The following is a 12,306-nucleotide window of genomic DNA, read 5'->3' on the forward strand; positions in this document are numbered from 1 at the left end:
CCGGCTTATTTCTCGCGCTTGCGCCGCCGGAAGGCAAAAAATGCGGCCACCACCAGCACGACGGCCGCCAGCATGCCCAGCCTTGCCATCCAGACCAGGTTTGACGAGCCGCCACCGGCCCGCAAGTTTTTCACCTGATCGGCGCTGACACGGGCTTGCGGATTGCCATAACGTTCCAGCAGGTAGCTGCCCAGGGTGGCGATCTGCCGGTCGGACAGGGTTTTTGCAAATGCCGGCATGCGGATTTCGGTCGTGTCGGCCTGTCGCTGAATGCCTTCCAGCATCACCATGACCAGATTGTTGGTGTTGGCGCGGCCCAGCGCCGTATTGTGAAACAGCGGCGGCAGGCCGCCGTCGAAACTGCCCTGGCCGCGGGCCTGGTGGCAGGTGGCGCAGTGTGCGTCGTAGAGTTGCGCGCCGGTCATCTCGTTGAGGTCCTTGGGCAGGGCCACGCCGCGTATGCTGTTCAGGTCATCGGAGGCCTTGCCCCAGGCGTAAACCGGCTGCGTGTCGGCCGCATCGCGTTGCGCCGGCACGGTTTTTAAATACACCGCCATCGCACGCAGGTCGGCCTCGTTCAGGTGGCGCAGGCTGTGGTCTATGGCCTCGGCCATGGGGCCGGAGGCCTGGGCCTTGTTGGCGGCGTAACCCTGGCGCATATAACTCACCAGCTCTTGCTCGCTCCAGCCGCCTATGCCGCTGTTGGCGTCCGAGGTGATATTGGGCGCATGCCAGGAGCCGACGTCGCCGCCCCCAAGTTCACGCGACAGGTCCTCTGCCATCATCAGGTTGCGCGGGCTGTGGCAGGTGCTGCAATGCGCGAGTCCGCGCGCCAGGTAGGCGCCGCGATTCCATTCCGCGCTTTTGCCCGTATCGGCCACAAAGGGCTTGCTGTCGAGAAACAACAGGTTCCAGGCGGCCATCGACAGCCGGATGTTGAAGGGGAAGGGCAGGGCCGTGGCCGGCGGCGCGCTATCGACAGGTGCAACCGCCTGCATGAAGTAGGCATACATGGCCCTGGCGTCGTCGTTGGTGACGAGTGCGTAGGATGTGTACGGCATGGCCGGGTAGAGGTGTTGCCCGTCAGCGCGTACGCCCTTGCGCAAGGCGTCGGTGAACTGCTCCAGTGTGTAGTTGCCTATGCCATGGGTCTTCGACGGCGTGATGTTGGTCGAGACAATGGCACCCAGCGGCATCGGCAGCGACAGGCCGCCAGCCATGGCCTTGCCTCCGGGGGCCGTGTGACAGGCCACACAATCCCCGGCCGTGGCCAGGTATTGGCCGCGCTGGACCAGGGCGGGGTCGGCGTTCGCTGCTGCCTGGGCCGCAACCGGGCCGTGAAGTGCCAGCAGCAGTGCGGCGAGAGGCAAGGCCAGATGCGTCCGCGCTTTCATCGTGTCACCCCTTGCGTGGGCGCACCCGGGGTGCCGGGAGGGGCACTTTTTGGCAGGATGTGCTCTGCCGTTCGTAGCGCCACTGCCAGCCCGGTTTGTGTCGAGTTGCAGGTGCCTGCGGTCGGCAATACGCCGGTGCTGGTGATGAACAGGTTCTCATGGTCATGGCAACGGCCGAACTCGTTGACGACCGAGGTTTTAGCGTCCTTGCCCATGCTCATGGTGCCGCAGATGTGCTGGTTGTTCGCGAAACTGCCGTCCTTGCTGTAACGCAGGTTGCTGCCGCCCATCAGCTCGGCAATACGCGCAAAGTCGGCCCTGGAGACCTCGGCGCCTTTGCGTGTGTACTCGTCGATGGCGTAATGGGCTTGCGGTTTCGGGATGCCCATGGCGTCTTTCTGGTCGCTCAGGGTGATGCGGTTGTCCGGGTGCGGCAAGACCTCCAGCACGTTCTTCACGTTGAGTTCATGCGCGGCGCTGTAGCGCAAGCGTTTTTCCAGTTCCGGGCCATACACGCCCTGGTCGATCAGGGACTGCGTGCTGCCGGCCACGCGCGAGATGTTGGTGAAGTCCAGGCGATAGGGCGCGTGTTCCGAGCGGAAGGCACCATCACGCAAGGTGTTGATGGAGTTGGGGCTTTGTGGTCCGCGCCCCAGCCACAACTCTTCCTCGGCATCGAAGGTCAGCGAGGTGCTCGGGTGGTCCATCAGGTTGCGGCCCACCATGCCGGAGCTGTTGGCCAGGCCTTGGGGGTATTTGTCGCTGGCCGAGAGCAGCAGCAGGCGCGGGCTTTCGATGCCGTTGGCCGCAAGAATAAAGGTCTTGCCGGTGACGCGGTGGCTGGCCTTGTCGGGGTCGTAATAATGCACCGCGGCGATACGCCCCTGCGCGTCATGTTCGATCCGGTAGACATTGGCGTTCGGGATCAGCTGGGCACCGGCGGCCTCGGCGTCCGCGGCTGCAATGCCGCCGTGGTACTGGGCATCAATCGGGCAAATCGGCTGGCAGCTGTTGTTGCCGCAGCAGGCGGGCCGGCCGCCGTAGGTTCGGCTGTTGCGTGCGACCGTGTTGCCCACCACCGCATACACCGGTGCCAGCCGTTCACGCAGGCGGCGCATGGCATAAGGCTCGGCCACGGGCTGCATGGGAAACGGTTTGCTGCGTGGCGAGCCGGTGTTGGTCGCTCCCGACACGCCCATGATTTCTTCGGCCTGCTGGTAGTACGGGTCAAGCTCTTCATAGCTGAAAGGCCAGTCAACGCCCACGCCATACAGGCTCTTGATGCGCAGGTCATTGGGCACCATGCGCCAGGCCTGGGCGGCCCAGTGCCAGGTCGTGCCGCCGACGATGCGGATGTACTCGGCGGGGTAGGGGTAGGGGCCGGCCTGGACCAGGTAGCCGTCGTCCTTGGGCTGGTACACCGGATGCGGTGCCCAGGGTGCCGGTGGATAGGGCGACATCCAGTCGCTTTTGCGAGGCGAGTTGCGGAAACGGGCGACGATTTCATCGCGCGTGACGCGAGGCCCAGCCTCCAGGATGATGACGGAGGCGCCCTGCTTCAAAAACTGCAGTGCCGTGGTGGAGCCAATGATTCCGGAGCCTATGACCACAAAGTCAGCCGACAACTGTTCTGCCATGTCTCGCCCCTCAGTTTGGTTTTTTTTCCCAGCTGGCGTAAACGCCGTACGAATAGGTCGGCGGCTTCAGCACGTCTTCGACGACCCCGGCATTAAGCGCATGTTCATAGGCCAGGCAACGCGCCTTGTCGCCGTTGCCGACGATGCCCATGTACCAGGCGGTGACGATCTTGCGCGGCAGCGCCGCGAGCGGCGACTTTTCGCTGTCCAGCAGTTGCTGCAATTGCAGGGGATCGATCTTGCGTTCGTTGATCAGCGTGAGCAGGGCTTTGGTCGCCGCCGGAAATCCGGGGTCGTCCGCCGTCAGCGCATCGTAAAGACGTGTGGCCAGGACGGTATCCAGGGCCTGGCGCCCGGCCAGCAGGGACGAGACAGCCACAAACGAACCCTGCTCGGCGCTGACCACTGGTTGCGCCAGCGCCCAGGGAATCAGGGAAGCGGTATAGGCCGATAACAGGCCCACCAGCAAACCCCGTCGTGCCGCATTGGGCGGGCTGGAACCGTGCACAAGGTCATCGGGAGCATCCATCGAGAGTGCCTTTTTTCGTGGGTTCTATTGCAACTCTTGCCGTCTTGCATCCTACGCTTCTGAATCAGAATTGCAAAACCGGCGGGTGCGCAATAACTTGCCCGGGGGCCGTGCAGTGCCCCTGTTTGGCGCACTTGTTCAAGCAGGGGCAATTCTGTTTGCGCTGGTGGCGGCGCGTGGTTTAAAGGAGTGCACCTTCATGCAGAATGCTCCCGGTTTTGTGCGTACTGGACAATAAATCCAATAAAGCTGTTGGCCACTGGTGACAATGCCCGGTTGGCCGGGGAGTAGACGCAGACTTCACGGAAAAACTGCGGCTGCTCCAGTGGTACCGTTTGCAGTCCATAACCTTTCACCAGTGAGGCCGCATAGGTCGGGCATACCGTGAGGCCCAGGCCGGCAGCGACCATGCCCAGCGCCGTTGTCATGTAGGAAACGGCCTGGACCGGGAAGGGCAGCACGCCCTGCAGGTCGGCGTGCGACTCGGCGCGTAGCCTACGCATGAAGTCCTGTGTCGGGGCAATGAACGGGTAGGGGCTCAATTCGTCCCAGCAAACCTTCTTCCTGCGCGCAAGGGCGTGGTCAGGCCGGCATATCAGCCAGTGCCGGTCCCGGAACAGGGTTTTTGACTCCACTTCAACGGCACTGTCCGCAGGCTGCTGGTCGGGGCCGATGGCGAGCTCCACTTCCCCGGTTACCAGGCCCGCCATCAGGTGCTCTGGCAGGGTGTCCGTCACGCGCACTTCGACATTCGGGAAGCGCTCGCGGTAGGCCGCGATGACTTGCGGTATCAATGTGCAGGCCATGAGTTGTGGGGCCGCCAGCCTCAGGATGCCTTTTTTCTTGTCGCGCAGGTCGGCCACGCTGGTGACGGCATTGCCCAGGTCGTTCAATATGCGCTGCACGGAGGGGTAGAAGTCGCGGCCGGCTTCCGTCAGGCTCACCCTGCGCGTTGTGCGGTCCAGCACACGAACACCCAGGTCACGCTCCAGCTCGCGGACCAGCACGCTCAGTGCCGACTGTGTGAGATGCAGCTGCGCGGCTGCCTCGGTAAAACTGTGGGCATCGGCCACCGCTGCAAAGGCGCGCAGTTGGCGCAAAGTCAGATTCATGAAGTCACTTCATTAATCAATGAATATATTTCGATTGAATTATAAGTGTCGGTATTTTCTAATCCCGCATGGCCCACAACGGGGACAAACGAGACGCCGCAAACCCTGAGCCAGCCTGCGCGGTGTCCGGCATAACACTTATCAAGGAGCAAACATGTTGCAGACAGCAGCGGCGCCGGCACAGGCGTCTGCATTGACCGGGCGTTCGGCAAAGGCCGACGCATCCCCCCGTACCGTGGCCATCGCCTGCCTGATAGGGGCAACCATTGAGTGGTTTGACTTTTTCATTTACGGAACCGCTGCGGCGCTGATTTTCAGCACCCAGTTTTTCCCGAAAACCTCGGAACTGGCTGGCACGCTCGCGGCGTTCAGCACCTTCGCCATTGGCTTTTTTGCACGCCCCATAGGCGGCCTGGTCATGGGCCACTTCGGTGACCGCATAGGGCGCAAGGCCATGCTCGTTCTCTCATTGCTGATGATGGGCGTGGGCACCTTCGCCATTGGTTTGTTGCCGACCTATGCACAAATCGGTATCTGGGCGCCTGTGCTGCTGGTGTTGTTGCGCATCTGCCAGGGCTTTGGCGTGGGTGGCGAATGGAGCGGCGCCATCCTGATGGCCGTTGAGCACGCGCCGCCCGAAAAGCGCGGCTTTTACGGCGGCTTCCCGCAACTGGGTGTGGCGGCCGGCTTGGTGCTGGCCAATGCGGTCTTCCTGGGCATAGGCCTTGCGCTGACCGAGCAGCAGTTCCAGACCTGGGGCTGGCGCATTCCTTTCCTGTTCAGCATCGTGCTGGTCGGCATAGGCCTCTATGTGCGGCACAAGGTCAGCGAAAGCCCGATCTTTGAGAAAGCCCGCAAACACGGTGAAGCCGTCAAGACGCCGCTGGTGGAGATTTTCCGCAAGCATAAAAAACCGGTCATCACCTCCGCACTGGCCTGCCTTGCACAAAACGGCATGGGCTACATCGTGCTGGTCTACATGTTGAGTTACGGCACCACCAAGCTGGGCCTGCCGCGCTCGACCATGTTGTCTTTCATCATCGCGGCCAACCTGCTGGAAATCGTCGCCACGCTGTACTTCGCCAAACTCTCGGACCGCATAGGCCGCCGCAAGGTGATGATGGGCGGCACCGGCATAGGCGTGCTGTGGGCCCTGGCCTTCTTCCCCGTGGTGGACACCGCCATCCCGGCGCTGGTATTTATCGCCATCGCCGGCGCCCGCCTGTGCATTGCCGCGATGTACGGCCCCATGGCTGCGCTGTTCTGCGAGCTGTTCGAACCCAAGGTGCGTTTCAGCGGCACATCGCTGGGCTACCAGATGGGCTCCATCATTGGCGGCGCACTGGCGCCTTTCTTTGCCGCACTGCTGCTGGTGGCAACCGGCACCTCCTTCTCCATCTCGCTCTATATGGCCGCGCTGTGCCTGATCAGCTTCCTGGCGATATTCAGCATCGCAGAAGCCAAACAGTGGGGCGGTAAAGGCTGATGGCGCACTACGTCTACTTGTTGCAGGAGCAGCAACGCCGATGACAGATCATGCAACAGGGCAGCAGCCGGCATTCGACGTGCTGGTTGTGGGCTCGGGCGCCGCCGGCATGGTGGCGGCCATCACCGCAAAACTGCAGGGCCTGCGTGTCATCGTGGTCGAAAAGGACACCGTGTACGGCGGCACCTCCGCGCTGTCCGGCGGCGGCATGTGGATACCCGGCAACCCCGTGTCCGCACGGCTAGGCATTGCGGACAGCAGGGAGGATGCAAAGACCTACATGCTGCATGAAGCCGGCCCGCATGCTCGCCAGGACATGATCGACGCCTTCCTCGACAACGGCCCTGAAATGGTCGGCTTCTTCGAGAAAAACACCGCCATGCAGTTCCTGCCGGCACCGGTGTTCCCCGACTACCACCCGGGCATGCCCGGTGCTTCACAGGGCGGGCGCACGCTGTATGCCGCGCATTACAACGGCAAGGCATTGGGCAAAAATATTGCGGCACTGCGCCCGCCGATCAGGGAGATGACACTCTTTGGCCTGGTCACTGTTTCAGGCGATGAGGTCAGGCACTTCCTGCGCGCCACCAAGTCATGGACCTCTGCCAAATATGTCGCACGCGTGTTCGGCAACCACTTCATGGACCTGCTACGGCACGGCAGGGGCATGCGCCTGACGAATGGCGGGGCCCTGATGGCGCGGCTGGCGCACACGCTGTATGAACTCGACATCCCGCTTTGGCTGTCATGTCCGATGCAGGAGCTGATCGTCGAAGGTGGTGCCGTGACTGGTGTGCGTGTGGAACGCGCCGGCAAGCTGGTCGAGTTGCGCCCGCGCCATGCTACCGTGCTGGCCTGCGGCGGGTTTCCGCATGACCTGGCGCGCCGCAGCAAGCTGTTCCCGCACCTGCAGCGCGGCGGCTCACACCACTCGCCGGCGCCTCAAGGCAACACCGGAGACGGCCTGCGCGCCGCAGAAAAAGCCGGCGGCCGTGTCAGCAACGATATGGCCCATGCGGCGGCCTGGGTCACCCTGTCGCGTGTACCGTACGGCAATGGCGGGTACGGCCTGTTCCCGCACTTCATTGACCGCGCCAAACCCGGCATCATCGCCGTCAACCGCAGCGGCAACCGTTTTGTGAACGAAGCCGACTCGTACCACGACTTCATTCCCGCACTGCTTGCGTCGGAGCCGGATGGCCAGCCGGGCCCGGCGTTTCTCATTGCCGATCACCGCGCCGTACGCCGCTATGGGCTGGGCTTCGCCAAACCTTTTCCCATGCCGTTGGGCGGTTTTCTGCGTTCAGGTTACCTGCGCAAGGGCAACACGATTGCCGAGCTGGCAAAAGCCATCAATATCAATGCAGCCCGGCTGGCGCAAACCATTGCGCAGTTCAACCAGGATGCCGCGCAAGGGCATGACACGCAGTTCGGCAAGGGCAGCACGGCCTATAACCGCTTCATGGGCGACGGTGACCATGACGGCCCCAATCCCTGCCTTGCACCTCTGGTCCAGGGGCCTTTTTACGCAGTCGAAATCGTGATCGGCGACCTTGGCACTTTCGCCGGTCTCAACACGGACACCGTGGCCCGGGTGACGGGTGCAAACGGCCGGCCGATTGCGGGGCTGTATGCCGTGGGCAACGACATGGCCAGCGTGATGGGCGGCGCCTATCCGGGCGGTGGCATCACGCTCGGCCCGGCCATGACCTTCGGCTATGTTGCGGCCCGGCATATTGCGCAGGAGGCCGGCAGGCCGCAAGGCCATGGCGCAGATTTTTCCAATCCAACAACCCAACCGACATGAACCAACCGACTATCCGTTTGTCGCCACACCCTGTTGCGGTGCGCGGGCTTCACCACTTTGCGTGGCGCTGCCGTGACAGCGAAGAAACGCGCCACTTTTACGAAGACCTGCTGGGGCTGCCGCTGGTGCATGTGATCAAAAGCGACCACGTGCCAAGCACCGGCGAGTACTGTCCTTATGTGCATATCTTTTTCGAAATGGCCGACGGCTCTTTCATCGCATTTTTTGACCTGGGCGACGACATCAGCGCATTGCCTTCGCCGAACACGCCGGCATGGGTCAACCACCTGGCGCTGCGCGTCGATTCCGTTGCCGACCTGAGCGCGGCCAAGGCCAGGCTGGAGGCTGCCGGCGTCGAGGTTCTTGGCGTGACGGACCACCACATCATCGAATCGATTTATTTCTTTGACCCGAACGGCCTGAGGCTTGAGCTGACCACACCCACCGCCTCCGATGCGGAAATGCAGGCGCATGCTGCCTGCGCGCACGCGGACCTGGATGAGTGGACCCGGCGCAAGGCGCAACTGCGCCAGTCCGGCCAGAAAGGGGTGCCTGCGCATGCCTGAACTGCAACTTGCCGTGATAGACGTCAAGCCCGGTGCAGCGACGGAAAGCCAGTCCGGCCTGCAGATGCTGCGGCCTCGCATCTACGGGGCTTACAGCGTGCCCGTGGGGCGTAAACGCACAGCTGCAATCGTCATGCACCCGACCAGCAATTTCATGGGCCACTACCTGATTGCCCCGCTGGCCGAACGCGGCATATGCTGCCTGGGCCTGAACTCGCGCTACGCCGGCAACGACACGGTCCTGCTGATGGAGCGTGCCATCCAGGACCTGGGCGCGGGCGTGAAATATTTGCGCGCAGCCGGTTACGAACGCATCGTGCTCATAGGCAACTCCGGCGGCGCGGCCCTGGCCAGTTTTTACCAGGCACAGGCGGAGAAACTCACGGCGCACCATTTTGCCGACGGCGATCCGACCCACCTGCATGCCGACGATCTGCCGCCTGTGGACGGCATTGCGCTTTGCGCGGCCCATCAGGGCCGCACCAAACTGTTGCTGGACTGGATAGACCCGTCCGTGACTGACGAGCACGATGTGTTGTCGGCAGACCCGGCGCTGGACATGTACAACCCGCGCCATGCGGTTCCTTACCAGGCGGATTTCCTGGCGCAATTCAAGGCGGCGCAAAAGGCCCGCCTGGACCGCATCGAGGCCTGGGCGCTGGAGCGGCTTCGTGTATTGCGCAGCACGCCGGGCGCGCCGCGCGACCAGGCTTTTGTGGTGTACCGCACGCATGCCGACCCGCGCTGTGTGGACCTGTCGATTGACCCGAATGACCGTGCGCCAGGAAGCGTCTGGGGCGATGCACGTGCAGTCAATTATTCGGTCAACGCCATGGGACGCACCACCTCGCTCACTGCCTTTCTTTCGCAGTGGTCGTCGCGCTCGCAGGCCGACGGCCCTTCAAACCTGGCGCGCACCAGTGTGCCTTCGCTGCTGTTGACCTATACGGCGGACCAGTCAACCTTCCCGAGCACGCGTGATGCCTGGCTTGCCGCCGGCGGCGCGCGCATCCGCAATGTTGACATCACAGGCGGCAACCATTACCTGGCTGGCCAGCCGCAGCTGGTCACGGTTGCGGCTGACGCGATCGCCGAATGGGCGCATGCCCTTGCCTGAAGCAATTCCCTCATATCGACCACAGAATGAATTCGAATATTTCCACCCCGCCTGCAAACTCCTTCGCCTCGGCCTCGGATACCCGTGAACAAAAGCCCCAGGTACGTGAGCTCGCGCCAGGTGTCTACGGCTACATCAGCGACTTCGACCCGAACTGCGGTTTTATCGTGGGCGACGATCATGTTGTCCTGATCGACACACGGCCCACGCCGCGCATGGCGCGTGATTTCCTGGCCGACATCCGGCAGGTCACCGACAAACCCGTGAAATTCATTGTGCTGACGCATTACCACGCGGTGCGAGTCCTGGGCGCCAGCGCGTTCAGCGACGCACAGGCCATCATTGCCAGCCAGGGAACGCTGGACTGGGTTCACGAGCGCGGGCAGGCCGATTTTGAATCCGAGGTTGGCCGCTTCCCCAGGCTGTTTGCCGGTGTTGAAGAGATACCCGGCCTGACCGTGCCGACGATCACGTTCGAGCGCGAAATGAGCCTGTGGGTGGGCAAACGCGAACTGCGATTGCAATGCCTGGGCCGCGGCCACTCCGGCGGCGACACGGTGGTGTGGCTGCCGGATTGCCGAGTGCTGTTCTCCGGCGATGTGGTGGAAAACCGTTGCGGCGTTTATGCCGGTGATGCCTATATCGGCGACTGGGCAAATACGCTGGATGCCGTGCGCGCGCTGGCGCCCGAAGTGCTGGTCCCGGGGCGCGGAGCGGTGCTGCGCGGCGCCGCGGCCTGCGCCGAGGCCATAGATCTCACGCAGGATTTTCTGGCGACGCTGCTGGCCAGCGTGAAGGCCGGCATTGATTCGCAGCAGGGGCTCAGGGAATGTTTTGAGCGTGCCCAGGCCGCCATGCAACCGCGTTTTGGTGACTGGCCGGTGTTCCAGCATGTGTTGCCGTTCGACGTGTCGCGTGCCTATGACGAGCTGCGCGGCACGGTGCACCCTGTGGTCTGGACAGCTGAGCGCGATCGTGAACTCTGGGCGATCCTGCGCGGTGAAAAGGCCTCTGCTACGGCCTGAGCCGAGCCATGCATGGCCTGCGTGTTAGCCCGGGTTATCGCAGGCCCCGGCCCGGCATACGATGAAGGCGTACACCCCAAAAGAAGAAATTGCGGCTGCAATCCGCACTACCAAATTTTCAACGACAACTAAAACCACCGGACGACAACATGCTGAAAACCCTGCTGAAAAAATTCCTGGCTGCCTGCGTCATTGCAGGTGTGTCCATCGCCGCATCGGCCCAGACCTATCCGGCCCGGCCTATCAAGCTGATCGTTCCTTATGCGGCCGGCGGCACAACGGATATCCTGGGCCGCATGATCGGCCAGAAGCTGCAGGAGTCCATGGGCCAGCCTGTGGTGATAGAGAACAAACCCGGCGCAGCCACCAACCTGGGTGCTGAAGCAACTGCCAAGGCTGCGCCCGACGGCTACACACTGCTGCTGGGCACCAACGTGACTTTCGCCGTCAATCCGCACCTTTATGAAAAGCTGGCCTTTGACCCGCTGAAGGACTTTGTACCGATTGCGCCTATCGCGCTGACCCAGACCGTGCTGCTGGTCAACCCGTCCGTTCCTGCGCATAACGTCAGGGAAGTCATCGCACTGGCCAAGGCCCAGCCGGGCAAGCTTTCCTATGGCTCCTATGGCAGCGGTTCGCTGGCGCACCTGGCCGCGGCGCAGTTCGCGGCCATGGCCGGCGTGCAGATGGTTCACGTGCCGTACAAGGGCAGCGCGCCAGCGATGACCGACCTGGTGGGTGGCCATATCAATCTCATGTTCGACAACATCGTCACGGCGCTGCCCAACGCCAAATCCGGCAAGGTGCGCGCCCTGGCGGTAACCGGCGCCAGGCGCTCGGCGGCCGCGCCCGATCTGCCCACGGTTGCCGAGGGCGGCGTCAGCGGTTATGAGGTTGTGGGATGGTTCGGCTTTGCGGCTCCGGCCGGAACGCCGCCTGAAATCGTGCGCAAGCTCAACAGCGAGATCAACCGCGCGCTGGCCATGCCTGATGTCAGGGACCGCATCATCAGTGCCGGAGCCGATCCCATGAACATGTCGTCGGAGACTTTTGCGGCATTCATACGCAGCGACTACACGCGCTCGGGCATCATGGTGAAAACCTCTGGTGCCAAAGCTGAGTGAGGTTTGCCCACTTGAATTAACCGATCCCATAGTTTGAGGCCGGAATTGCGAAGACCCCGTAGCTCCATGGCCCTGGTTCTTCATGGTTGCGCCACGACCACAGTGTCTGTGCTGCGGCCGCGTCTGCTTCAATTGAGTGTGGCTTATTTTCCGCCGCGGCTGGCCTTGGCGACGTAGGCCGACAGCGCCTGGATCTGTTCTTCGCTCAAGCTGGTCTTGAAAGAAGGCATGCTGCCCAGGCCATCGCGCAGCACCTTGGCGACGCGCGCCGCGTCAGGTTGCAACTCGTCCAGCACGGGGCCGACGGCGCCCTCGGCACCCGCGTCCTTGAGCGTGTGGCAGACCGCGCAGGCGGGCACGGAGGTGGTAAAGAGTTTCTTGCCCAGGGTCAATTGGGCGGTGTTGTCGGCCGCAGCGGCCAGGCTGCAGCTCAGCAGCAGCGCCGGCAGGGCCAGGGCGCGCAGGTGGCGGGAGGAGGATGTCTTGAAAGTCATGGCGATGGTGTCTTA

At 62.9% G+C, this 12,306-nt stretch carries 11 protein-coding genes; 6 read left to right on the top strand and 5 right to left on the bottom strand.

Translation table 11 applies throughout. The features are described from left to right. Positions 1-5: 5 nt before the first annotated feature. From ACFQND_RS11370 to ACFQND_RS11385, 4 genes are all read right to left on the bottom strand, one after another. Positions 6-1,394, bottom strand: a complete 1,389-nt coding sequence (locus ACFQND_RS11370) for a c-type cytochrome (RefSeq protein ID WP_371438563.1) — start codon at positions 1,392-1,394, stop codon at positions 6-8. Then, positions 1,391-3,031, bottom strand: a complete 1,641-nt coding sequence (locus ACFQND_RS11375) for a GMC family oxidoreductase (RefSeq protein WP_371438562.1) — start codon at positions 3,029-3,031, stop codon at positions 1,391-1,393. Before ACFQND_RS11375 ends, ACFQND_RS11370 begins: the two co-directional genes overlap by 4 nt. A 10-nt stretch (positions 3,032-3,041) precedes the next feature. Continuing rightward, the gene (locus ACFQND_RS11380; protein WP_371438561.1) at positions 3,042-3,560 is read right to left on the bottom strand and encodes a sugar dehydrogenase complex small subunit; all 519 of its coding nucleotides are present in this window, start codon (positions 3,558-3,560) and stop codon (positions 3,042-3,044) included. A 197-nt stretch (positions 3,561-3,757) separates the two neighbouring features. Continuing rightward, positions 3,758-4,672, bottom strand: a complete 915-nt coding sequence (locus ACFQND_RS11385) for a LysR family transcriptional regulator (RefSeq protein ID WP_371438560.1) — start codon at positions 4,670-4,672, stop codon at positions 3,758-3,760. Positions 4,673-4,826: 154 nt separating this feature from the next. On the opposite strand from ACFQND_RS11385, the gene ACFQND_RS11390 reads away from it, so the two are divergent. The 6 genes from ACFQND_RS11390 (at position 4,827) to ACFQND_RS11415 (ending at position 11,797) form a co-directional block, all read left to right on the top strand. Beyond that, positions 4,827-6,158 (top strand): MFS transporter, encoded by a 1,332-nt coding sequence (locus ACFQND_RS11390; protein ID WP_371438559.1) that lies wholly within the window; start codon positions 4,827-4,829, stop codon positions 6,156-6,158. A 40-nt stretch (positions 6,159-6,198) separates the two neighbouring features. After that, a complete protein-coding gene (locus ACFQND_RS11395) occupies positions 6,199-7,965 on the top strand; it encodes an FAD-dependent oxidoreductase (protein ID WP_371438558.1) in 1,767 nt (588 codons plus the stop codon). After that, entirely contained in the window at positions 7,962-8,531 is a 570-nt protein-coding gene (locus ACFQND_RS11400; RefSeq protein WP_371438557.1) for a VOC family protein, read from the top strand. The genes ACFQND_RS11395 and ACFQND_RS11400 overlap by 4 nt, the downstream gene beginning before the upstream one ends. After that, positions 8,524-9,648 carry an alpha/beta hydrolase family protein gene (locus tag ACFQND_RS11405; protein ID WP_371438556.1) on the top strand — a complete coding sequence of 375 codons (1,125 nt, stop codon included), beginning with the start codon at positions 8,524-8,526 and terminating at the stop codon, positions 9,646-9,648. The genes ACFQND_RS11400 and ACFQND_RS11405 overlap by 8 nt, the downstream gene beginning before the upstream one ends. Before the next feature lie 26 nt (positions 9,649-9,674). Next, the gene (locus tag ACFQND_RS11410; RefSeq protein ID WP_371438555.1) at positions 9,675-10,673 is read left to right on the top strand and encodes an MBL fold metallo-hydrolase; all 999 of its coding nucleotides are present in this window, start codon (positions 9,675-9,677) and stop codon (positions 10,671-10,673) included. Positions 10,674-10,822: 149 nt separating this feature from the next. Beyond that, positions 10,823-11,797, top strand: coding sequence for a Bug family tripartite tricarboxylate transporter substrate binding protein (locus tag ACFQND_RS11415; RefSeq protein WP_371438554.1), 975 nt, complete (start codon positions 10,823-10,825; stop codon positions 11,795-11,797). A 143-nt stretch (positions 11,798-11,940) separates the two neighbouring features. Here ACFQND_RS11415 and sorU read toward each other — a convergent pair whose 3' ends face one another. Further along, on the bottom strand, positions 11,941-12,291 hold the full coding sequence (gene sorU, locus ACFQND_RS11420; protein WP_371438553.1) for a SorU family sulfite dehydrogenase c-type cytochrome subunit: 351 nt from the start codon (positions 12,289-12,291) through the stop codon (positions 11,941-11,943). Positions 12,292-12,306: the final 15 nt, after the last annotated feature.

Origin of the sequence: Polaromonas aquatica (assembly GCF_042659145.1) — a bacterium.
GTDB classification, from domain to species: Bacteria; Pseudomonadota; Gammaproteobacteria; order Burkholderiales; family Burkholderiaceae_C; genus Polaromonas; species Polaromonas aquatica.

Coding starts and splice junctions, on each gene's coding strand:
- ACFQND_RS11410 (WP_371438555.1), top strand. CDS start 9,675: ATGAATTCGAATATTTCCACCCCGCCTGCAAACTCCTTCGCCTCGGCC.
- ACFQND_RS11375 (WP_371438562.1), bottom strand. CDS start 3,031: ATGGCAGAACAGTTGTCGGCTGACTTTGTGGTCATAGGCTCCGGAATC.
- ACFQND_RS11400 (WP_371438557.1), top strand. CDS start 7,962: ATGAACCAACCGACTATCCGTTTGTCGCCACACCCTGTTGCGGTGCGC.
- ACFQND_RS11390 (WP_371438559.1), top strand. CDS start 4,827: ATGTTGCAGACAGCAGCGGCGCCGGCACAGGCGTCTGCATTGACCGGG.
- ACFQND_RS11395 (WP_371438558.1), top strand. CDS start 6,199: ATGACAGATCATGCAACAGGGCAGCAGCCGGCATTCGACGTGCTGGTT.
- ACFQND_RS11415 (WP_371438554.1), top strand. CDS start 10,823: ATGCTGAAAACCCTGCTGAAAAAATTCCTGGCTGCCTGCGTCATTGCA.
- ACFQND_RS11405 (WP_371438556.1), top strand. CDS start 8,524: ATGCCTGAACTGCAACTTGCCGTGATAGACGTCAAGCCCGGTGCAGCG.
- ACFQND_RS11380 (WP_371438561.1), bottom strand. CDS start 3,560: ATGGATGCTCCCGATGACCTTGTGCACGGTTCCAGCCCGCCCAATGCG.
- sorU (WP_371438553.1), bottom strand. CDS start 12,291: ATGACTTTCAAGACATCCTCCTCCCGCCACCTGCGCGCCCTGGCCCTG.
- ACFQND_RS11385 (WP_371438560.1), bottom strand. CDS start 4,672: ATGAATCTGACTTTGCGCCAACTGCGCGCCTTTGCAGCGGTGGCCGAT.
- ACFQND_RS11370 (WP_371438563.1), bottom strand. CDS start 1,394: ATGAAAGCGCGGACGCATCTGGCCTTGCCTCTCGCCGCACTGCTGCTG.